The organism is Streptomyces sp. NPDC003284, from assembly GCF_053589675.1.
On the sequence record NZ_JBSFSI010000012.1, the window covers coordinates 59,020 to 79,803 of the forward strand.

The window sequence follows — 20,784 nt, forward strand, 5'->3', positions numbered from 1 at the left end:
CGCGATCGTACGAGCACGCCCGCCCGGCTTCTCCGGGCGAGCGCGGAACCTCCCCGGGGCTACCCCCGGAACCGGTGCGCCACGTACGCCAGCGTGCCCAGCAGCAGCCGGGCCTCCGGCGGGTCGGCCGTGTCCAGGGCGGGGGAGCGCAGCCAGCGGGCCGGGCCGAGGCCCGCGCGGTCGGACGGCGGCGCCGTGAGATACGTACCCGGGCCCAGGCCGCGCAGGTCGAGGCCGGAGGGATCGTCCCAGCCCATGCGGTAGAGCAGGCCGGGCAGCTCGGCGGCGGCGCCGGGGGCCACGAAGAAGTGGACCCGGCCGTCCGGGGCCGCCGTCACCGGGCCGAGGGGCAGCCCCATGCGCTCCATCCGGGCCAGCGCCCGCCGCCCGACGGGCTCGGCGACCTCGATCGCGTCGAACGCGCGCCCGACCGCCAGCATCACCGCGGCGCCCGGCAGCTCGGCCCACGCCCCGCTCACCTCGTCCAGGGTCGCCCCGGCCGGGATCGGCGGCGCGAACTCCAGGGGATGCGCGCCCGGCGCCGGGCAGTCGAGCCGGCCGCACGAGCAGGCGCCGCCCGCGGCCCGCGCGCCCCGCACCACGTCCCAGCCCCACAGCCCGGTGTACTCGGCCACCGCGGTGCACTCGGACGAGCGGAACGACCGGCCGCGCCGCCGCGCGCCGGAGCGGATCTCGCGAATGCCGCCGATCGTGAACCCCATACCCCCTCCAACGGGCCCGTCCCCCCGATGGTTACGAGGCGGATGCGGAACGTGACGTTCTGTTCCCACCGGCTCCCCGGCCGCGCCCGGACCGGACGGCGCCCGGATGTGACGGGGGTGGTGCGTGAGGCGGCATGCGCCTCGCGGTGCATCGCTCCACCCGCTCGCGGTGGTCCCGTGTCAAGTGAATCGCGACGCGGCCACCGGGAGTTCATTCGAAGGGGTGGCGAATGGTGGCGTTTCCGGAATCCCCATGGCCGGGCCCGTGATCGTAGGATTACTGTGAGTGTGCGAGTCCTGGGGGTACACACGCTCGTGGGTATGCCGGAGGCAAGTCGGTATTCCGTTCGAAGGGTGGCAAGCACCGGACGGCGGCCGACGCCGACCGGCATTCTGATAGGGCTTGGCGCACTCGGCGGCAAGTGGTCTCAGGATTGGGGGCGTTCCAGTGAGCGGCAACGGCGGTGGCGGGACGAACTCGGCGGGCGCGGACAAGCGCCCCAACGAGCTGCTCGCCTCGTGGTTCGTGCGCAGCGGCTGGTCCAAGGGCGAACTGGCCCGCCAGGTCAACCGCCGCGCCCGCCAGCTCGGGGCGAACCACATCTCCACCGACACCTCGCGGGTGCGCCGCTGGCTCGACGGGGAGAACCCGCGCGAACCGATCCCGCGCATCCTGTCCGAGCTGTTCTCCGAGCGCTTCGGCTGCGTCGTCCCCGTCGAGGACCTCGGCCTGCGCACGGCCCGCCAGACCCCCTCCGCCACCGGCGTCGACCTGCCCTGGACGGGCCCGCAGACCGTCGCCCTGCTCAGCGAGTTCTCCCGCAGCGACCTGATGCTGGCCCGGCGCGGCTTCCTCGGCAGCGCGCTGGCGCTCTGCGCGGGCCCCTCCCTCATCGAGCCGCTCCAGCGCTGGCTGGTCCCCGCGCCCCCGGCCCCGCTCGCGCCGCCCGAGCAGGCCGCCGCCCGCCGCCCCGGCCGCCTCTCCCGCCCCGAGCTGGAGCTGCTGGAGAGCACCACGGTGATGTTCCGCAAGTGGGACGCCCAGTGCGGCGGCGGCCTGCGCCGCAAGGCCGTCGTCGGCCAGCTCCACGAGGTGACGGACCTGCTCCAGGAGCCCCAGCAGGAGGACACCACCCGGCGGCTGTTCCGGGTCGCCGCCGAATTAGCGGAGCTGGCCGGCTGGATGAGCTACGACGTCGGACTCCAGCCCACCGCCCAGAAGTACTTCGTGCTGGCCCTGCACGCCGCCAAGGAGGCCGGTGACAAACCGCTCGGCTCCTATGTGCTCTCCAGCATGAGCCGCCAGATGATCCACCTCGGCCGCCCCGACGACGCCCTGGAGCTGATCCACCTAGGCCAGTACGGCAGCCGGGACTGCGCCGGGCCGCGCACCCAGTCCATGCTGTATGCGATGGAGGCCCGCGCCTACGCCAACATGGGCCAGCCCGGCAAGTGCAAGCGGGCGGTGCGGATGGCCGAGGACACCTTCGCCGACGTCGAGGACTGGGACGAGCCCGACCCCGACTGGATCCGCTTCTTCTCCGAGGCCGAGCTGTACGGCGAGAACTCCCACTCCTTCCGCGACCTCGCCTATGTCGCCGGCCGCAGCCCCACCTACGCCTCCCTGGCCGAACCGCTCATGGACAAGGCCGTCCAGCTGTTCGCCGCGGACGACGAGCACCAGCGCTCCTACGCGCTCAACCTGATCGGCATGGCCACCGTCCACCTCCTCCAGCGCGAACCGGAGCAGAGCACCCGCTACGCCGCGCACGCGATGGACGTGGCCAAGAAGGTCCGCTCCGAGCGCGTCAACACCCGTATCCGCAAGACCGTCGGCAACGCCGTACGCGACTTCGGCGAGCTCGGCGAGGTCATCGACCTGACCGAGCAGCTCGCCGCCGAACTGCCCGAGACCGCCGAGGCGGTCTGAGCCCGGCCCCCGCAAGGCCCCCGCGCCGCTCCGGCACCACCCCCGGCGCCCCCCGCACCGCCCCCCCCGACGACCACCCTCGTACCCCCGGACGGCCCCGGCACCGCGCCGGACGACCCCGGAACCCCGGCCGCGGCCGGCCCTCCCGAACCGCCCGACTCGGCTCCCCCAGCCAGGTCATCGGAAGGCCGTCCGCGGCCGGTCCGGCGTCCGCCCGCAGTTCACCGACGCGTAACACTCCAGGCGCCTTCGTCACCCCGGCGAAACAACGAGGGGCACCCGCCGAAACCGCGCTGCGCGAATCTCATGGCGCAGAACCGGCCCACCCCTCACCCCCCGGACTCGCTGCCGGGACCGCTCCAGGCTTCGCCCGCACGGGGCCGTACAACCGACGAGGAGACGCCGATGGCACCAGCCATCATGCTTGCGGCGGACGCACCCCGGCTGTCGTCCGCCAACACCGGCTTCATGCTGATCTGCTCCGCCCTGGTCATGCTGATGACCCCGGGCCTCGCCTTCTTCTACGGAGGCATGGTCCGCGTCAAGAGCACCCTGAACATGCTGATCATGAGCTTCGTCAGCCTCGGCATCGTCACCCTCCTGTGGGTGCTCTACGGCTTCTCCCTCGCCTTCGGCACCGACAGGGGCTCCCTCATCGGCTGGAGCTCCGGCTTCGTCGGCTTCAGCGGCATCGGCAAGACGGACCTGTGGCCCGGATACACCGTCCCGGTCTTCGTCTTCGCCGTCTTCCAGCTGATGTTCGCCGTCATCACCCCGGCCCTGATCAGCGGCGCCCTGGCCGACCGGGTGAAGTTCACCGCCTGGTCGCTGTTCGTGGTGCTGTGGGCGACGATCGTCTACTTCCCCGTCGCCCACTGGGTCTGGGGCAGCGGCGGCTGGGCCTTCGACCTCGGCGTCATCGACTTCGCCGGCGGCACCGCCGTCCACATCAACGCGGGCGCCGCCGCCCTCGGCGTGATCCTCGTCATCGGCAGGCGGACCGGCTTCAAGAAGGACCCGATGCGCCCGCACAGCCTGCCCCTGGTCATGCTCGGCGCGGGACTGCTGTGGTTCGGCTGGTTCGGCTTCAACGCGGGCTCCTGGCTCGGCAACGACGACGGCGTCGGCCCGCTGATGTTCGTCAACACCCAGATCGCCACCGCCGCCGCCATGCTCGCCTGGCTGGCCTACGAGAAGATCCGCCACGGCGCCTGCACCACCCTGGGCGCCGCCTCCGGCGCGGTCGCCGGACTCGTCGCCATCACCCCCTCCGGTGGCGCGGTCTCCCCGCTCGGCGCCATCGCCGTCGGCGCGATCGCCGGTGTCCTGTGCGCCATGGCGGTCGGACTGAAGTACCGCTTCGGCTACGACGACTCCCTCGACGTCGTCGGCGTCCACATGGTCGGCGGCATCATCGGCTCCCTCTTGGTCGGCCTCTTCGCCAGCGGCACCGGCCAGTCCGACGTCAAGGGCCTCTTCTACGGCGGCGGCCTGGACCAGTTCTGGAAGCAGTGCGCGGGAGTCTTCGCCGTCCTCGCCTATTCTCTGGTCGCCTCCGCGGTCCTCGCCTTCCTCATCGACCGGACGATCGGGATGCGGGTCACCGAGGACGAGGAGATCTCCGGCATCGACCAGGCCCAGCACGCCGAGACCGCCTACGACTTCAGCGGCGCGGGCGGCGGTGTGGCAGGCGCCGTCACCGCCCTGGCCGCCGCCGCGCAGGGCAGGCCGGGCACCCCGAACAAGAAAGTGGACGCATGAAGCTCATCACCGCCGTCGTCAAACCGCACCGCCTCGACGAGATCAAGGAAGCCCTCCAGTCCTTCGGCGTCCACGGGCTCACCGTCACCGAGGCCAGCGGCTACGGCCGCCAGCGCGGGCACACCGAGGTCTACCGCGGCGCCGAGTACACCGTCGACCTGGTCCCCAAGATCCGGATCGAGGTGCTCGCCGAGGACGACGAGGCCGACCAGCTGATCGAAGCCGTCGTCAAGGCGGCCCGTACCGGCAAGATCGGCGACGGGAAGGTCTGGTCCCTGCCCGTCGACACCGTCGTCCGGGTCCGCACCGGCGAACGCGGCCCCGACGCGCTCTGACGGCTTCGGCAGACCCGCCGGTGCGACCGCTCCGCAGAACACTCCGGACCGGCCGCACCGGCGGGCGATCGAGACAGGAGTCACCGGTGACGAGCAGCAGCAGCGACCCCAGCGCCCCCAGCGGCGCGACCGGCCGGACGACCGCGACCGGCGGAAGCGGGAGATCCGGGGGAGACGGCACGCCCGCCGGATCGGGCGAGCCCCCGCGCCCGCACCCCGGCGGCTACGCGGCGGCCCGGCTGCGCCTCCTCCAGCAGGAGACGCGGTCCGGGCCGCCGCGCCGTACGGCCCTCGCCCGGCTCACCGACGACTGGCTCACCGCCCTGTTCACCGCCGCCGGGCCCCGCACGGGCGCGGCCCTCGTCGCCGTCGGCGGCTACGGCCGCGGCGAACTGTCCCCGCGCAGCGACCTCGATCTGCTCCTGCTGCACGACGGCCGCGACCCCGCCGCCGTCGCCGCCCTCGCCGACCGCCTCTGGTACCCGGTGTGGGACCTCGGGCTGGCCCTCGACCACTCCGTACGCACCCCCGCCGAGGCCCGCCGCACCGCGCACGCCGACCTCAAGGCCCACCTCGGCCTCCTGGACGCCCGCCACCTCGCCGGTGACCGCGGCCTCACCACCGCGCTGCGCACCACCGTCCTCGCCGACTGGCGCAACCAGGCGCCCGCCCGCCTGCCCGAACTCCGGGACCTGTGCGCCGCACGCGCCGAACGCCACGGCGAACTGCGCTATCTGCTCGAACCCGACCTGAAGGAGGCGCACGGCGGCCTGCGCGACACCACCGCGCTGCGCGCCGTCGCCGCCTCCTGGCTCGCCGACGCCCCGCGCGAGGGCCTCGCCGACGCCCGCCGCCGCCTCCTCGACGTACGGGACGCGCTCCACCTCACCACCGGCCGCGCCACCGACCGGCTCGACCTCCAGGAACAGGACCAGGTCGCCGCGGAACTGGGCCTGCTCGACGCGGACGCCCTGCTCCGCCAGGTGTACGAGGCCGCGGGGGTCGTCGCGTACGCGAGCGAGGTCACCTGGCGCGAAGTGGGGCGCGTGCTCAGGGCGCGCGCCGTACGGCCGAGGCTGCGCGCCCTGCTGGGCGGCGGCAGACCGGCCGCGGAACGGTCCCCGCTCGCCGAAGGGGTGGTGGAACAGGAGGGCGAGGTGGTACTCGCCCGCACCGCGCGCCCCGAACGCGACCCCGTCCTCCCGCTGCGCGCCGCGGCCGCCGCCGCACAGGCCGGACTCCCGCTCTCCCCGCACGCCGTACGCCACCTCGCCACCACCACGCGCCCCCTGCCCACGCCCTGGCCCGCCGAGGCCCGCGAGCAGCTCGTCACCCTGCTCGGCTCCGGCCGCCCCCTGGTGCGGGTCTGGGAGGCACTGGAGGCGGAAGGACTCGTCACCCGGCTCCTGCCCGACTGGGAACGCGTGCGCTGCCGCCCGCAGCGCAACGCCGTCCACCTCTGGACCGTCGACCGCCATCTGATCGAGACGGCCGTCCGCGCCTCCGCGCTCACCCGCCGCGTCGGCCGCCCCGACCTCCTCCTCGTCGCCGCGCTGCTGCACGACATCGGCAAGGGCTGGCCCGGCGACCACGCGACCGCGGGCGCCACCATCGCCGCCGACGTCGCCGCCCGCATCGGGTTCGACGCCGCCGACGCCGCCGTCCTCACCACCCTCGTACGCCACCACCTGCTCCTCGCCGAGACCGCCACCCGGCGCGACCTCGACGACCCGGCCACCGTCCGCGCGGTCGCCGACGCCGTCGGCACCCCGGGCACCCTCGAACTGCTGCACGCCCTGACCGAGGCGGACGCCCTCGCCACCGGCCCGGCCGCCTGGTCCTCCTGGCGCGGCTCCCTCGTCGCCGACCTGGTCCGCCGGGTCGCGGCGCACCTCGCCGGACACACCCCCGAGGCCCCCGGGCCCACCGCCGCCGAACCCACCGCCGAGCAGGAACGGCTCGCCGTCGAGGCCCTGCGCACCGGCGGCCCCGTCCTCGCCCTGCGCGCCCGCACCGAACCTCTCTCGGAGGGGACCGGCGGGGACCCGGCCGGGGCCGAACCGCTGGGCGTGGAACTGCTCATCGCCGTCCCCGACCAGCCCGGCGTCCTGCCCGCCGCCGCCGGGGTGCTCGCCGTGCACCGCCTCACCGTCCGCACCGCCGAACTGCGCACCGTCGACCTGCCCGGCGCCGTCGGCGACCGCGCCGTGCTGCTGCTGGAGTGGCGGGTCGCCGCCGAGTACGGCTCCCTGCCCCAGGCCGCCCGGCTCCGCGCCGACCTGGTCCGGGCGCTGGACGGCTCGCTCGACATCGCGGCGCGCCTCGCCGAACGGGACGCCGCCCAGCCGCGCCGCAAGGGCCTGCTGGCACCCCCGCCCCGGGTGACCCTCGCCCCGGCCGCCTCCCGGCACGCCACGGTGATCGAGGTCCGCGCCCAGGACGCCCCCGGCCTGCTCTTCCGCATCGGCCGCGCCCTGGAGGACGCGAAGGTCCACGTCCGCAGCGCCCACGCCGGCACCCTGGGCGCCAACGCCGTGGACGCCTTCTACGTCACCGGCCCGACCGGCACCCCGCTGCCGGACGAGGAGGCGGCAGCGGCGGTACGGACGGTGGAGGAGGCGTTGCGGGCACGACCGTGACCCGGTTCTGCCCGGCCGGGATACCCTGGAGGGCGATTCCTTCAGCCATCCCCGACCCCGAGGACCGCGAGCGCCGTGTTCGACACTCTCTCCGATCGCCTGTCAGCGACTTTCAAGAACCTGCGCGGCAAGGGACGGCTCTCCGAGGCGGACATCGACGCCACCGCGCGCGAGATCCGTATCGCGCTCCTCGAGGCCGACGTGGCCCTGCCCGTCGTCCGGACGTTCATCAAGAACGTCAAGGAGCGGGCCCTCGGCGCCGACGTCTCCAAGGCGCTGAACCCGGCCCAGCAGGTCCTCAAGATCGTCAACGACGAGCTGGTGACCGTGCTGGGCGGCGAGACCCGCCGCCTCCGCTTCGCCAAGCAGCCGCCGACCGTGATCATGCTGGCCGGTCTCCAGGGTGCGGGCAAGACCACCCTGGCGGGCAAGCTCGGCCGGTGGCTCAAGGAGCAGGGGCACTCCCCGCTGCTGGTCGCCTGCGACCTCCAGCGGCCCAACGCGGTCAACCAGCTCAGCGTCGTCGCCGAGCGCGCCGGTGTCGCGGTCTACGCGCCCGAGCCGGGCAACGGCGTCGGTGACCCGGTCAAGGTCGCCGAGGACTCGATCGAGTTCGCGAAGGCCAAGGTCCACGACATCGTGATCGTGGACACCGCGGGCCGCCTCGGCATCGACCAGGAGATGATGCAGCAGGCCGCGGACATCCGGGACGCGGTCCGGCCCGACGAGATCCTCTTCGTCGTCGACGCGATGATCGGCCAGGACGCGGTGAACACCGCGGAGGCGTTCCGCGACGGCGTCGGCTTCGACGGTGTGGTGCTCTCCAAGCTCGACGGCGACGCCCGCGGCGGCGCGGCCCTGTCGATCCGGCAGATCACCGGCAAGCCGATCATGTTCGCGTCCAACGGGGAGAAGCTCGACGAATTCGACGCCTTCCACCCGGACCGGATGGCCTCCCGCATCCTCGACATGGGTGACCTGCTCACCCTGATCGAGCAGGCGGAGAAGACGTTCAGTCAGGAAGAGGCCGAGAAGATGGCCTCCAAGCTGGCGTCGAAGAAGGGCCAGGACTTCACCCTGGACGACTTCCTGTCCCAGATGGAGCAGGTCAGGAAGATGGGCAGCATCAGCAAGCTGCTCGGGATGCTGCCCGGCATGGGGCAGATCAAGGACCAGATCAACAACCTGGACGACCGCGAGGTCGACCGCGTCGGCGCCATCATCAAGTCGATGACCCCGGGCGAGCGCCAGGACCCGACGATCATCAACGGCTCCCGCCGGGCCCGTATCGCCAAGGGCTCCGGTGTCGAGGTCAGCGCGGTGAAGAACCTGGTGGAGCGGTTCTTCGAGGCCCGCAAGATGATGTCGCGCATGGCGCAGGGCGGCGGCATGCCGGGCATGCCGGGGATCCCCGGCATGGGCGGCGGCCCCGGCCGCAGCAAGAAGCAGCCGAAGAAGGCCAAGGGCAAGCAGCGTTCGGGCAACCCGATGAAGCGCAAGCAGCAGGAGCAGGAGGAGGCCGCGCGGCGTGCCGCCGGGGCCCAGGGCGGTGCCCTCGGGCTGCCGCAGCAGGGCGGCCAGGACTTCGAGCTGCCGGACGAGTTCAAGAAGTTCATGGGCTGAGCGGTTCATGGGCTGAGATTCCGTACGACGTTCGAGGGCGCTCCCGTTCGGCGGGGGCGCCCTCAGCGCGTGCCGGGCCCCGCCATGTGCCGTAACGTCCAGATATGAGCAATGCCGCGCCACCACGCAAGGCCCCAGACCAGCCGTGGCGCACCGAGGGCACGCCGGACGAGCCGCCCCGGCGGCCCGGCGGCCGGCGGATGCGCGGCCGCTGGTGGGGGCTGCTGGTCACCGCGGTGGTCGTCTTCCTGGTGGCCTACGGCGCGCTGAGCTACTACAGCACCGGCAACGAGCCGACGATCTCGTACACGGAGTTCAGCCGGCAGGTGGACGCCGGCAACGTCAGCAAGATCTACTCCAAGGGCGACGCCATCCAGGGGCAGTTGAAGAGCGCCCGTGCGAAGCCGAGCGGCAGCGGCACGTACACGAAGTTCAAGACGCAGCGGCCGGCCTTCGCGGACGACAAGCTGTGGCAGAGCCTGAGCAGCCACCAGGTGACGGTGACCGCGCAGCCGGTCGTGCAGGAACGCGGTCTGCTGTCCAATCTGCTGCTGTCGCTGGCCCCCATCGTGATCATCGTCGCGCTGTGGGTGTTCTTCGCGCGGCGGATCGGCTCGGGGCTCGGCGGGCCGGGCGGGCTGCTGGGCCGCAAGGCGCCGCCGCGCCCGGTCGAGCTCCAGCCGGGCACCCAGCGCACGACGTTCGCCGATGTGGCGGGCATCGACGAGGTCAAGGGCGAGCTGGACGACGTCGTCGACTTCCTCAAGCATCCCGACGACTACCGGCGGATGGGCGCGAAGATGCCGCGCGGTGTGCTGCTGACCGGACCGCCGGGCACGGGCAAGACACTGCTGGCGCGGGCGGTGGCCGGTGAGGCGGGGGTGCCGTTCTTCTCCGCGTCCGCGTCGGAGTTCATCGAGATGATCGTCGGCGTGGGCGCCTCCCGGGTGCGGGAACTGTTCGCGGAGGCGCGCAAGGTGGCCCCGTCGATCGTGTTCATCGACGAGATCGACACCATCGGCCGGGCGCGCGGCGGCGGCGCGTCGATGGGCGGGCACGACGAGCGCGAGCAGACGCTGAACCAGATCCTGACCGAGATGGACGGCTTCTCCGGCTCCGAGGGCGTGATCGTGCTGGCCGCGACCAACCGCGCGGACGTCCTGGACCCGGCGCTGACCCGGCCGGGCCGGTTCGACCGGGTGGTGAGCGTCGCCCCGCCGGACCGCGGCGGCCGGGAGGCCATCCTGCGCATCCACACCCGGGAGATCCCGCTGGCCGCCGGTGTGGACCTGGCGCGGGTGGCGCGTACGACGCCGGGCATGACGGGCGCGGAACTGGCCAACCTCGCCAACGAGGCCGCCCTGCTGGCCGTGAAGCGGCGGCAGAGCGAGGTGACGCAGGCCGACTTCTCGGAGGCGCTGGAGAAGGTGCAGCTCGGCGCGGAACGCGCCCTGGTGATGCCGGAGGAGGAGCGGCGGCGCACCGCGTACCACGAGAGCGGGCACGCCCTGCTGGGCATGCTCCAGCCGGGCGCCGACCCGGTCCGCAAGATCACCATCGTGCCGCGCGGGCGGGCGCTGGGCGTGACCCTGTCCACGCCGGAGTCGGACAAGTACGCGTACACGGAGGAGTATCTGCGCGGCCGGATCATCGGCGCGCTCGGGGGCATGGCGGCCGAGCAGGTGGTGTACGGCGTCATCACGACCGGCTCGGAGAGCGATCTGGAGCAGGTCACGAACATCGCGCGCGGCATGGTGGCCCGCTGGGGCATGAGCGAGCACCTGGGCCGCCTGTCCGCGCTGCCGAACGACGCCCAGCAGGCGTACGGGCTCTCGGCCGCCCCGCAGACCCTGGACGCCATCGACACGGAGATGCGGCGGATCGTCGACGAGTGCTACGAGGAGGCGTGCCGCAAGCTGCGCGAGCACCGTCCGCAACTGGGCGCGCTGGCCGCGGCGCTGCTGGAGAACGAGACGCTGGAGGAGGCCGACGCCTACCGGGTGGCCGGTGTCACCCGCCTGAAGAAGGACCTGGAGGCGGAGGTGGAGTGAGGGCGGCGGGCCGGGCGGCGCCCGGAGGTCCGGGGGCCGCTCAGGGGGTCCGGGCGATCAGATAGCGGAACACATTGGGCATCCACACCGTGCCGTCCCGCCGCCGGTGCGCGTGGAGCGCCTCGGCGAGTTCCTTGACGACCTGGTCGTGCCCGGCGGTGGCGATCGCAGGGTCGAACCATCCGGTGGAGAGCATGCCGCGCACCGCGCTGTCCAGGTCGGCGTAGCCGAAGGGGCAGGCGACGCGTCCGGAGCCGTCCGGGCGCAGTCCGGCGTCGCGGGCGACGTCCTCCAGGCGGTCGCGGACGACGGGAAGCGGGTCGGCGGGCCGGGTGGCCACGCGCAGGACGTCGGCGGCCGCGCAGCGCTCGGGCGGGCCCCAGCCGGCCAGCACCACCGGTGCGCCGCGCCCGGCGAGCGGGACGGCCGCGGCGAGCGGCGCGGCGGGTTCCGGCGGATCACCGGCGGGGCAGCCCAGGGGCTCGAAGGCGGTCACGAGGGTGTACGGGGCCCGGTGGCCGCGGGCGGCGGGCGGGCCCTCGGTGAGCCGGGCCGTCGTCCGCGCGGGGGAGGCGGCGTCCGCGCACGCGCGCGTGCCCGCCGTCCCGGGAGCGCCGGGCGCCGCGGGCAGCAGCCGTTCGCGGGCCAGGGCCAGGTGTGCGGAGCGGGTGTCGGTGCCGGTGACCTCCGCGCCCCGGGCCGCCGCCAGGAGCAGGGCGAGCCCGGTGCCGCAGCCGAGGGCCAGCAGGCGGGTGCCGGGGCCCACGCCGAGCCGTTCGTGGACGGCTTCGTAGAGCGGTACGAGCATCCGCTCCTGGATCTCGGACCAGTCACGCGCGCGTGCACACTGGTCCACCCGGGGCGCGGGCCCCGTGAGGGACGGGTGCCGACGCACGAGCGTAGGTGTCATGGATGAGCGCCCCAATCCGCCGAGCTTTTGCCGCTGTGCCGGTTCCGTGGCCCCCGTGCTTCCCGTATGCCAGGTAACTCCCCGCTCCGCACGGCGTCCAGGGGTCGGGTGGGACTGTTCGTCCGTTCCGGGGGCCGGGTCCGGAGATTTCACATCCCGGAAACCGGGGGCTCACCCGGGCGTGACGGACGCACGGGGTGGGCCGGTGCGGGGCGGTGGGGGCGTGCCCGGTAACGTCACCGATGTCACAGACGCTGAGGGAGATACGGCACCCGTCCGGGAAGCGGCCGAAACGTCTCTTGTACACCGCGGGAACACCTGTACACCGGCGCGCGTGGAGATCCGCGCGCCCGGTGCGTACGCGGGGCTACGCACCACCTTGGTATGAGCTGTGAGGCTTCTCCGCAGATCAGCGCACCCGCCCGCGTCAGGACGCATCGGTGCCAACTGACGGGTACGTGCAAATTATTTGGGATGCCCCGGAATAGGAACACAGTGGCCCTCCCGCTCGTTGTCATTACGTGAGCACGACACAGACACCACCTGTTCTCGCCGCGGAGCTGGCACAGGCGTGGGCCGACATTCAGCGGTACCACCCCGAGCTGCCCGATCTCGCCGCACCCGAGTCCCTGATCGGGGAGTCGTCGTCCGCGTGCGGGCACGAACTCTCCTTCGAGCGACTGCTGCACGAGGCAGTCCACGGCATCGCCGCGGCGCGCGGGGTGCGCGACACCTCCCGCGCCGGCCGATACCACAACCGCCGGTTCCTGGCGATCGCCGAGGAGCTGGGCCTCGACCACCCCGACGAGCCGCACCCGAGCAGCGGCTTCTCCCTGGTCACGCTCAGCCCCGAGGCCAAGCGCCGCTACCGCCCGACGATCGAGCGCCTCCAGCGCGCCCTGAAGGCGCACACGGCGGCCACCTCCGCCGACACCGGCCGCAGCTTCCGCGGTCCGGCCGCCCGGCACGGTTCCTCCGGGGGAGGGGTCCGCGTCAAGGCGGTCTGCGACTGCGGGCGCAATGTGCGCGTCGTCCCCTCGGTGCTGGCCCAGGCCCCGATCGTGTGCGGCGGCTGCGGCAAGCCGTTCCGGATCCCGGAGGTCGTCGGCGCGGCGGGCTGAGACCGCGGCTGCTCGTGGCAGCCGCGCTCCGGCCGCCGTCCGGCGTCCCCGGTGCCACGGCACCCGTCCGCCGGGTGCCCCTGAGGCGTGCCCCGGTGCGGCCCACCCCGCGCCGGAAGGGCACCTCCAGGTGTGGCACAATGGCTAGCTGTACTCGACAGCCGCACAGGAACCCTCTCTCCTCCGGCTGACGCGTCCGTCGGGCACTCGGGTACCGCAACCCCACGCGGCGTCTCGCCGTGCCCCACCACGTCAAAATCAGGAGAACCCACTCCCGTGGCAGTCAAGATCAAGCTGAAGCGTCTGGGCAAGATCCGTTCGCCTCACTACCGCATCGTCGTCGCCGACTCCCGTACCCGCCGTGACGGCCGGGCCATCGAGGAGATCGGTCTGTACCACCCGGTGCAGAACCCCTCGCGCATCGAGGTCGACGCGGACCGCGTGGCGTACTGGCTCTCCGTCGGCGCCCAGCCGACCGAGCCCGTGCTCGCCATCCTGAAGAAGACCGGCGACTGGCAGAAGTTCAAGGGCGAGCCCGCCCCGGCTCCGCTGCTCCAGCCGCAGGAGAAGGCCGCCCGTCCGTCGTTCGAGTCGCTCGGCGGCGAGGACGAGGGCAAGGGTGAGGCCATCACCCAGAAGAAGAAGGCTGAGAAGAAGGACGAGGCGGCTGCCGAGTCCGAGTCCTCCGAGGCCTGAGCAGCATGCTCGAAGAGGCGCTTGAGCACCTCGTGAAGGGCATCGTCGACAACCCTGACGATGTGCAGGTGGCCTCGCGCAACCTGCGCCGCGGACGTGTGCTCGAGGTCCGGGTCCACCCCGACGACCTCGGCAAGGTGATCGGCCGCAACGGCCGCACCGCACGCGCCCTGCGTACCGTCGTGGGCGCCATCGGCGGCCGGGGCGTCCGGGTCGACCTCGTCGACGTGGACCACGTCCGCTGACGCTTCACCGCATCGCAACCGGCTCGGGCCGGGGAGGGCCACTGGGCCGTCCCCGGCCCGCAGTCGTATGACAGGAGATCGAGCACAGTGCAGCTGGTAGTCGCACGGATCGGCCGTGCCCACGGCATCAAGGGCGAGGTGACCGTGGAGGTACGCACGGACGAGCCGGAACTGAGACTCGCCCCCGGTGCCGTACTCGCCACCGACCCCGCCTCCGCCGGACCGCTGACCATCGCCACCGGCCGTGTCCACAGCGGACGGCTGCTCCTGCGCTTCGACGGCGTCACCGGCCGCGACGGCGCCGAGGCCCTGCGCAACACCCTGCTGATCGCCGACGTCGACCCGGACGAGCTGCCCGAGGACGAGGACGAGTTCTACGACCATCAGCTCATGGACCTGGACGTGGTCACCGAGGACGGCACCGAGGTCGGCCGGATCACCGAGATCTCGCACCTGCCCTCGCAGGACCTGTTCATCGTGGAACGCCCGGACGGCACCGAGGTCATGATCCCCTTCGTGGCGGAGATCGTCGCCGAGATCGACCTGGAGGAGCAGCGGGCCGTCATCACCCCGCCGCCCGGCCTGATCGACGACCGCGCCGAGATCGCCTCCGCCCGGGACGCCGCCGAATCCGGCGAGTCCGGTGAGTCCGCCGTGCCCACCGAGTCCGGCGAGTCCGGCGAGGGCCCGGACGGATCCGGTGACCCGGCGAAGCCGGGGGACGCCTCGTGATGCGCCTCGACGTCGTCACGATCTTCCCCGAGTACCTCGAACCGCTGAACGTCTCCCTCGTCGGCAAGGCACGCGCGCGCGGACAGCTGAACGTGCACGTGCACGACCTGCGCGCCTGGACGTACGACCGGCACAACACCGTCGACGACACGCCCTACGGCGGCGGCCCCGGCATGGTCATGAAGACCAACCCCTGGGGCGACGCCCTGGACACCGTCCTCGCCGACGGCTACGAGTCGGGGGCGCACACCCCCGCGCTGATCGTGCCGACCCCCAGCGGACGGCCGTTCACCCAGGAACTCGCCGTCGAACTGTCCGAGCGCCCCTGGCTGATCTTCACCCCGGCCCGCTACGAGGGCATCGACCGCCGCGTCATGGACGAGTACGCCACCCGGATACCCGTCCACGAGGTCTCCATCGGCGACTACGTCCTGGCCGGCGGGGAGGCCGCCGTCCTGGTCGTCACCGAGGCCGTGGCCCGTCTGCTGCCGGGCGTCCTCGGCAATGCCGAGTCCCACCGCGACGACTCCTTCGCGCCCGGCGCCATGGCGAGCCTCCTGGAGGGGCCCGTCTACACCAAGCCCCCGCTGTGGCGCGGGCGGGACATCCCCGACGTGCTGCTCAGCGGGCACCACGGGAAGATCGCCCGCTGGCGCCGCGACGAGGCACTGCGGCGCACCACCGCCAACCGGCCCGACCTCATCGAACGCTGCGCGCCCGCCGCGTTCGACAAGAAGGACCGCGAGATGCTCTCCATCCTGGGGTGGGCCCCGGACCCGGCGGGCGAGCGGTACGGCCGATTTTGGCGCAGGGCCGACGACGTGGAAGAATAGGCCGCTGCTGTGCGCCGTCCGGCGGCCGCCCCTGCCACGGGGGGACACGACGACCGCCCCGATCGCCCGGCAGACCTTCCGGAAAATCCTAGTTGCCGTTGATGACCTGTGGCATCAGCGAAGAAAGCAGAGACATGTCTCACCTGCTCGACACCGTCGACGCCGCGTCGATCCGCGACGACGTCCCCGCCTTCCGGCCGGGTGACACCGTCAACGTCCACGTCCGTGTCATCGAGGGCAACCGCTCCCGTGTGCAGCAGTTCAAGGGCGTGGTGATCCGCCGCCAGGGTTCCGGCGTGCGCGAGACCTTCACGGTCCGCAAGGTCTCGTTCTCCGTCGGCGTCGAGCGCACCTTCCCGGTGCACACCCCGATCGTCGAGAAGATCGAGCTGGTCACCCGTGGCGACGTGCGCCGCGCCAAGCTGTACTACCTCCGTGAGCTGCGCGGCAAGGCCGCGAAGATCAAGGAGAAGCGCGAGAGCTGAGTGCCTTCCGGGGTTCACGGCCGGGCGGGATAGCATTCCGCCCCGATGGACACCGAAGCACAGCCGAGCGAGCGCGACCGCTCCTCCCGCCCCGCTGCCGCCGGATCCGAAGGGACCCCGGACGCACAGGGACCGGAGGAGCGGTCGCGTTCGTCGTTGGCGGCGCGCCTCACCGGCGCCGTCCCCGGCGGGCGGCTCACCCTGGCCGCGCTGCTCGGCCTGGTCCTGCTGCTGCTCCTCAACACGTTCGTGGCGCAGCCCTTCCAGATCCCCAGCCGCTCGATGGAGCCGGGACTGGGCGTCGGGGACCGGGTCCTCGTGAACAAGACGGCGTACCGGTTCGGTGCCGGACCGCGGCGCGGTGATGTCGTCGTGTTCGACGGCTCCGGCTATTTCGGTGACGCCGACTACATCAAGCGCGTTGTGGGTGTGGGGGGAGACCATGTGGTCTGCTGTGACAAGGAGGGCAGGATCGAGGTGAACGGCACACCGGTCGACGAGTCGGCCTTCCTTCGTCCGGGTGACAGTCCCTCCACGGTCCCCTTCGACGTCGTGGTCCCCGGCGGCAGGCTGTTCCTGCTCGGCGACCACCGCGACGACTCCAGCGACTCACGCGACCACCTGGGCTCCCCGGGCGGCGGCATGGTGCCGGTCGGGGACGTGATCGGCCGGGCCGACTGGATCGTGTGGCCCTTCGGCCACTGGACCCGCATCACCCGTCCGGACGCGTACGCGCGCGTGGGCGCCGCCGGCTCCGCGGGCGGCACCCATGGGTAGCCGCGGCAGGCCGCGCGGCGCCCAGACCGCCGCCGAGGAGGAGCCGCCGCCCGCCGGGACCCGGCGGCCCTCCGGCCCGGCCGGCGGACGCACCCGCGCGGAGCGCCGCAAGCTCCAGCGCAAGGTCAAGCGCAGGCGGCGGCGTTCCGCGGTCCAGGAGATACCGCTGCTGGTCGGCGTGGCCGTGCTCATAGCGCTGGTGCTGAAGACCTTCCTGGTGCAGGCGTTCGTGATCCCGTCGGGCTCCATGGAGCAGACGATCCGCATCGGCGACCGCGTCCTGGTCGACAAGTTCACCCCGTGGTTCGGCGCGAAGCCCGCGCGCGGGGACGTCGTCGTCTTCCGCGACCCGGGCGGCTGGCTGGACGGGGAGGAGACGGCGAAGAAGCACGACCCCGTGGTCGTCAAACAGGTCAAGGAGGGCCTCACCTTCATCGGCCTGCTGCCCTCCGACAACGAGAAGGACCTGATCAAGCGGGTCGTCGGGGTCGGCGGAGACCACGTCAAGTGCTGCGACAAGCAGGGCCGGGTGACCGTCAACGGCGTTCCCCTGGACGAGGGCGACTACCTCTATCCGGGCAACGCCCCCTCCGACACCCCGTTCGACATCACGGTCCCCGAGGGACGCCTGTGGGTGATGGGCGACCACCGGGGCAACTCGGCCGACTCGCGTGCCCACCGGGACACCGCGTACGGCGGTACGGTCTCCGAGAAGTCCGTGGTGGGCAGGGCCCTCGTCATCGGCTGGCCGTTCGGCCACTGGCGCACGCTCAGAGAGCCGGAGACGTTCTCGGAGGTGACCGGCGCGGGCTCCGACGCGGCGGCCGGGTCGGACGCCGCCGGGCCGCCGTCGCATAGGGTTGCCCGCTACGATCCCAACAGATCGGTTCAACTCCCGAGCCCTGCGGAACTCCCGCTCGTTATGGGAGTGGTGGGCCTGCACCGTGCACGGGGCGGGCTGCGGCGAGGAGTGAGGAGTTGGCGTGGGGGATGTGGCGGTTGGCGCACGGTCCGGCAGCGACGGCGAGGAGCACCGCGGACACCCCGTGGACGCGGCGGGTCCTGCCGCTGACGGCACCGTGACCTCCGGGAACAAGAGCACGACAGCCGAGGACGGCACGGTGACGGAGCACAGCCAGAGCGATGAGCAGGCAGCGGACGGCGGCACCGGGGAGGCGAAGAAACCCCGCTCCTTCTGGAAGGAGCTGCCGATCCTGATCGTCATCGCCCTGGTGCTGGCGCTCCTGATCAAGACGTTCCTCGTCCAGGCGTTCTCCATCCCCTCGGACTCGATGCAGGACACCCTCCAGCGCGGCGACCGGGTCCTCGTCGACAAGCTCACCCCGTGGTTCGGCTCCGAGCCCGAGCGGGGCGAGGTCGTCGTCTTCCACGACCCGGACGACTGGCTGGCCGGTGAGCCCACCGCCAGCCCCAACGCCCTCCAGACGGTGCTCAGCTGGATCGGCCTGATGCCGTCCGCCGAGGAGAAGGACCTGATCAAGCGGGTCATCGGCGTCGGCGGCGACACCGTCGAGTGCCACGGCACCGGCCCCCTGCTCGTCAACGGCAAGGCGCTGAACGAGTCGTCGTACGTCTACCCCGGCAACACACCGTGCAGCCAGGACGACCAGGGCGGCCAGTTCAAGGTCAAGGTCCCCGAGGGCTTCATCTGGGTCATGGGCGACCACCGGCAGAACTCCCGCGACTCGCGCTACAACCAGGCCGACAAGAACCACGGCATGGTCCCGGTCAAGGAGGTCGTGGGCCGCGCCATCGTGCGGGCCTGGCCGATCAACCGCTGGGGCACCCTGCCCGTCCCCGACACCTTCGACCAGAAGGGCATCGGCGAGCACTCCTCGGCGGCCGGCGCGCTGACCGTCGCACCCGGCGGCGTGGCCCTCACCGCGGCCGTGCCGCTGGTGGTGTGGCGCCGCAGGCGCGTCCTGAAGGCGGAGAACGGCACCGGCACGCCCACCACGGCCACCGGCGGCCGCTGAACCCGTGAGACCCGAGACGGCGCGGACGGACATGTTCCGTCCGCGCCGTCCGCCGTGTCGTCCGCTTCCGCGGAGCCCCCGTGCGTGAAGCCTCGTGGAGCCGCTGCCCGGGGCCCCGAAGGGGGCTGCCCGGGGCCGGTACCGCCGGGTAGGGTGCGGATCCATGGGTGGCGAGAGCACGACACGTACGGCCCCGCGCGGCGGCGGCACCGGCAAGGCACCGGCTGGCGGCAGGACCGGACAGCGGCTGTCCGGGCTGGCCGTGGCGCTCGGCATGGTGCTGTTCCTCGGCGGCTTCGCGTGGGCGGCCGTCGTCTACCGGCCCTACACCGTGCCCACGAGCTCGATGTCCCCGACCATCGGCATCGGCGACCGCGTGCTCGCCCAGCGCGTCGACGGCGACGAGGTGCGCCGCGGCGACGTCGTCGTCTTCCACGACAGGACCTGGGTGGCGGACGCCCCCGTGGTCAAGCGCGTGGTCGCCGTCGGCGGCGACACGGTCTCCTGCTGTACCCGGGGCAGGCTCACCGTCAACGGCAAGCAGATCGACGAGCCCTATCTGAAGGGCGGCCCCGCCGAACTGACGGGCTTCACCACCGTGAAGGTGCCCGAGGGACGCCTGTTCCTGCTCGGCGACGAACGCCAGGGCTCGCTGGACTCCACCGCCCACCTCACCGACGCCGCCCGGGGCACCGTCGCCCGCACCGACGTCACCGCCCGCGTCGACTCCGTGATCTGGCCCATGAAGGGCATGCTGGAGCGCCCCACCGGGTTCGCCGAGCTGGGCGCGCTCTCGCAGCCCGGCCCGCTGCGCACGATCATCGCCCTGATCGTCGCGGGTGCCGTGCTGGTCCTGGCGGGCGGCGCGTACGGGCCGGTCGCCAGACTGCTGGGCGGCGGCCGCGGCCGGACCCGGACGGAGCCGGCCCGTGCCCGCTGACACCACGGACGCCGGGCACGGCGCGGACGCCGAGTACGGCGCGGACGGGTACGACGGCGGGCTGCGCAAGGTGGCGCGGGTGGTCCTGTTGGACCCCGAGGACCGCGTCCTGCTGCTGCACGGCCACGAGCCGGACGACGAGACCGACGACTGGTGGTTCACGCCCGGCGGCGGCCTGGAGGGCGACGAGACCCGCGAGCAGGCTGCCCTGCGCGAACTCGCCGAGGAGACCGGCATCACCGACGTACGGCTCGGCCCGGTGCTCTGGCGCCGCCGCTGCTCCTTCCCGTTCGCCGGCCGCCGCTGGGACCAGGACGAGTGGTACTTCCTGGCCCGTACGACACAGACGGAGACCGCGGCCACGGCCCTGACCGAACTGGAGCGGCTGAGCGTCGCCGGAGCGCGCTGGTGGACGTGTCGGGAACTGGAGCGGACGCATGAGACCGTGTACCCGACCAGACTCGCCGGGCTGCTGCGCGCACTGCTCGACGAAGGTCCCCCGCCCGCGCCCGTGACCCTGGACACCGAAATCGTCTAGGGGCCCCCGGGACTGGCGCACAATGGGGGGGACCGCACGGCTGAAGGGGAACATGCCATGAGCGCCGAGGACCTCGAGAAGTACGAGACCGAGATGGAGCTGAAGCTCTACCGGGAGTACCGCGATGTCGTCGGTCTGTTCAAATACGTGATCGAGACCGAGCGGCGCTTCTACCTCACGAACGACTACGAGATGCAGGTGCACTCGGTCCAGGGCGAGGTGTTCTTCGAGGTGTCGATGGCCGACGCCTGGGTGTGGGACATGTACAGGCCGGCCCGGTTCGTCAAGCAGGTGCGCGTCCTCACGTTCAAGGACGTGAACATCGAGGAGCTGAACAAGAGCGACCTGGAACTGCCGGGCGGCTGAGCGCCACGAGGGGCGGCGCCGCGGCCCGGGTGACTCGCGCCCGGGATTTCACTCGCGGGAGTGACGGAGTTGTCCACAACCCA

20 protein-coding genes are annotated in these 20,784 nt (G+C 72.6%); 18 read left to right on the forward strand and 2 right to left on the reverse strand.

Features of this window, described 5'->3' with window-relative positions:
- Positions 1–59: 59 nt before the first annotated feature.
- Entirely contained in the window at positions 60–722 is a 663-nt protein-coding gene (locus ACWDYF_RS24120) for a bifunctional DNA primase/polymerase (protein ID WP_389470329.1), read from the reverse strand.
- A 448-nt stretch (positions 723–1,170) separates the two neighbouring features.
- Between ACWDYF_RS24120 and nsdA the strand changes: the two genes are divergently transcribed.
- The 6 genes from nsdA to ftsH all read left to right on the forward strand — a co-directional run bounded on the left by nsdA (position 1,171) and on the right by ftsH (position 11,061).
- Positions 1,171–2,652 carry a transcriptional repressor NsdA gene (gene nsdA, locus ACWDYF_RS24125; RefSeq protein WP_389470332.1) on the forward strand — a complete coding sequence of 494 codons (1,482 nt, stop codon included), beginning with the start codon at positions 1,171–1,173 and terminating at the stop codon, positions 2,650–2,652.
- A gap of 405 nt (positions 2,653–3,057) precedes the next feature.
- Entirely contained in the window at positions 3,058–4,413 is a 1,356-nt protein-coding gene (locus tag ACWDYF_RS24130) for an ammonium transporter (protein ID WP_389470335.1), read from the forward strand.
- Positions 4,410–4,748 carry a P-II family nitrogen regulator gene (locus ACWDYF_RS24135; protein WP_018567940.1) on the forward strand — a complete coding sequence of 113 codons (339 nt, stop codon included), beginning with the start codon at positions 4,410–4,412 and terminating at the stop codon, positions 4,746–4,748. Before ACWDYF_RS24130 ends, ACWDYF_RS24135 begins: the two co-directional genes overlap by 4 nt.
- Positions 4,749–4,987: 239 nt before the next feature.
- Positions 4,988–7,387, forward strand: a complete 2,400-nt coding sequence (locus tag ACWDYF_RS24140; RefSeq protein WP_389470457.1) for a [protein-PII] uridylyltransferase — start codon at positions 4,988–4,990, stop codon at positions 7,385–7,387.
- A 75-nt stretch (positions 7,388–7,462) separates the two neighbouring features.
- The gene (gene ffh, locus ACWDYF_RS24145; RefSeq protein WP_018567942.1) at positions 7,463–9,010 is read left to right on the forward strand and encodes a signal recognition particle protein; all 1,548 of its coding nucleotides are present in this window, start codon (positions 7,463–7,465) and stop codon (positions 9,008–9,010) included.
- A gap of 104 nt (positions 9,011–9,114) precedes the next feature.
- Complete coding sequence (ftsH, locus tag ACWDYF_RS24150; RefSeq protein ID WP_389470339.1) at positions 9,115–11,061, forward strand: ATP-dependent zinc metalloprotease FtsH; 1,947 nt, start codon at positions 9,115–9,117, stop codon at positions 11,059–11,061.
- Between the two features lie 40 nt (positions 11,062–11,101).
- Here the strand turns inward: ftsH and ACWDYF_RS24155 are convergent, their stop codons facing one another.
- Positions 11,102–11,971, reverse strand: a complete 870-nt coding sequence (locus ACWDYF_RS24155) for a class I SAM-dependent methyltransferase (protein WP_389470342.1) — start codon at positions 11,969–11,971, stop codon at positions 11,102–11,104.
- Positions 11,972–12,492: 521 nt separating this feature from the next.
- Here ACWDYF_RS24155 and ACWDYF_RS24160 point away from each other — a divergent pair.
- From ACWDYF_RS24160 to ACWDYF_RS24215, 12 genes are all read left to right on the forward strand, one after another.
- Positions 12,493–13,092, forward strand: coding sequence for a hypothetical protein (locus tag ACWDYF_RS24160; RefSeq protein WP_018567945.1), 600 nt, complete (start codon positions 12,493–12,495; stop codon positions 13,090–13,092).
- Positions 13,093–13,368: 276 nt separating this feature from the next.
- Positions 13,369–13,788, forward strand: coding sequence for a 30S ribosomal protein S16 (gene rpsP / locus ACWDYF_RS24165; RefSeq protein WP_018567946.1), 420 nt, complete (start codon positions 13,369–13,371; stop codon positions 13,786–13,788).
- 5 nt (positions 13,789–13,793) lie between these two features.
- Positions 13,794–14,033, forward strand: coding sequence for an RNA-binding protein (locus ACWDYF_RS24170; protein ID WP_003973401.1), 240 nt, complete (start codon positions 13,794–13,796; stop codon positions 14,031–14,033).
- 87 nt (positions 14,034–14,120) lie between these two features.
- On the forward strand, positions 14,121–14,765 hold the full coding sequence (gene rimM, locus ACWDYF_RS24175) for a ribosome maturation factor RimM (RefSeq protein WP_389470345.1): 645 nt from the start codon (positions 14,121–14,123) through the stop codon (positions 14,763–14,765).
- Positions 14,765–15,598, forward strand: coding sequence for a tRNA (guanosine(37)-N1)-methyltransferase TrmD (trmD, locus tag ACWDYF_RS24180; RefSeq protein ID WP_389470348.1), 834 nt, complete (start codon positions 14,765–14,767; stop codon positions 15,596–15,598). Before rimM ends, trmD begins: the two co-directional genes overlap by 1 nt.
- 134 nt (positions 15,599–15,732) lie before the next feature.
- Positions 15,733–16,083, forward strand: coding sequence for a 50S ribosomal protein L19 (rplS, locus tag ACWDYF_RS24185; RefSeq protein ID WP_018567949.1), 351 nt, complete (start codon positions 15,733–15,735; stop codon positions 16,081–16,083).
- A gap of 45 nt (positions 16,084–16,128) precedes the next feature.
- A complete protein-coding gene (lepB, locus tag ACWDYF_RS24190) occupies positions 16,129–16,860 on the forward strand; it encodes a signal peptidase I (protein WP_381741192.1) in 732 nt (243 codons plus the stop codon).
- Entirely contained in the window at positions 16,853–17,932 is a 1,080-nt protein-coding gene (gene lepB / locus ACWDYF_RS24195; RefSeq protein WP_389470356.1) for a signal peptidase I, read from the forward strand. Before lepB (ACWDYF_RS24190) ends, lepB (ACWDYF_RS24195) begins: the two co-directional genes overlap by 8 nt.
- Positions 17,844–18,857, forward strand: a complete 1,014-nt coding sequence (gene lepB / locus ACWDYF_RS24200) for a signal peptidase I (RefSeq protein ID WP_381741194.1) — start codon at positions 17,844–17,846, stop codon at positions 18,855–18,857. Before lepB (ACWDYF_RS24195) ends, lepB (ACWDYF_RS24200) begins: the two co-directional genes overlap by 89 nt.
- A 163-nt stretch (positions 18,858–19,020) precedes the next feature.
- A complete protein-coding gene (gene lepB / locus ACWDYF_RS24205; protein ID WP_381741196.1) occupies positions 19,021–19,797 on the forward strand; it encodes a signal peptidase I in 777 nt (258 codons plus the stop codon).
- Entirely contained in the window at positions 19,787–20,335 is a 549-nt protein-coding gene (locus ACWDYF_RS24210) for an NUDIX hydrolase (RefSeq protein WP_389470360.1), read from the forward strand. Before lepB (ACWDYF_RS24205) ends, ACWDYF_RS24210 begins: the two co-directional genes overlap by 11 nt.
- Positions 20,336–20,392: 57 nt before the next feature.
- Positions 20,393–20,701, forward strand: a complete 309-nt coding sequence (locus tag ACWDYF_RS24215) for a DUF2469 domain-containing protein (protein WP_003965949.1) — start codon at positions 20,393–20,395, stop codon at positions 20,699–20,701.
- Positions 20,702–20,784: the final 83 nt, after the last annotated feature.

Coding starts and splice junctions, on each gene's coding strand:
- ACWDYF_RS24120 (WP_389470329.1), bottom strand. CDS start 722: ATGGGGTTCACGATCGGCGGCATTCGCGAGATCCGCTCCGGCGCGCGG.
- ACWDYF_RS24130 (WP_389470335.1), top strand. CDS start 3,058: ATGGCACCAGCCATCATGCTTGCGGCGGACGCACCCCGGCTGTCGTCC.
- ACWDYF_RS24135 (WP_018567940.1), top strand. CDS start 4,410: ATGAAGCTCATCACCGCCGTCGTCAAACCGCACCGCCTCGACGAGATC.
- ftsH (WP_389470339.1), top strand. CDS start 9,115: ATGAGCAATGCCGCGCCACCACGCAAGGCCCCAGACCAGCCGTGGCGC.
- ACWDYF_RS24155 (WP_389470342.1), bottom strand. CDS start 11,971: ATGACACCTACGCTCGTGCGTCGGCACCCGTCCCTCACGGGGCCCGCG.
- ACWDYF_RS24170 (WP_003973401.1), top strand. CDS start 13,794: ATGCTCGAAGAGGCGCTTGAGCACCTCGTGAAGGGCATCGTCGACAAC.
- trmD (WP_389470348.1), top strand. CDS start 14,765: ATGCGCCTCGACGTCGTCACGATCTTCCCCGAGTACCTCGAACCGCTG.
- rplS (WP_018567949.1), top strand. CDS start 15,733: ATGTCTCACCTGCTCGACACCGTCGACGCCGCGTCGATCCGCGACGAC.
- lepB (WP_381741192.1), top strand. CDS start 16,129: ATGGACACCGAAGCACAGCCGAGCGAGCGCGACCGCTCCTCCCGCCCC.
- lepB (WP_389470356.1), top strand. CDS start 16,853: ATGGGTAGCCGCGGCAGGCCGCGCGGCGCCCAGACCGCCGCCGAGGAG.
- lepB (WP_381741196.1), top strand. CDS start 19,021: ATGGGTGGCGAGAGCACGACACGTACGGCCCCGCGCGGCGGCGGCACC.
- ACWDYF_RS24215 (WP_003965949.1), top strand. CDS start 20,393: ATGAGCGCCGAGGACCTCGAGAAGTACGAGACCGAGATGGAGCTGAAG.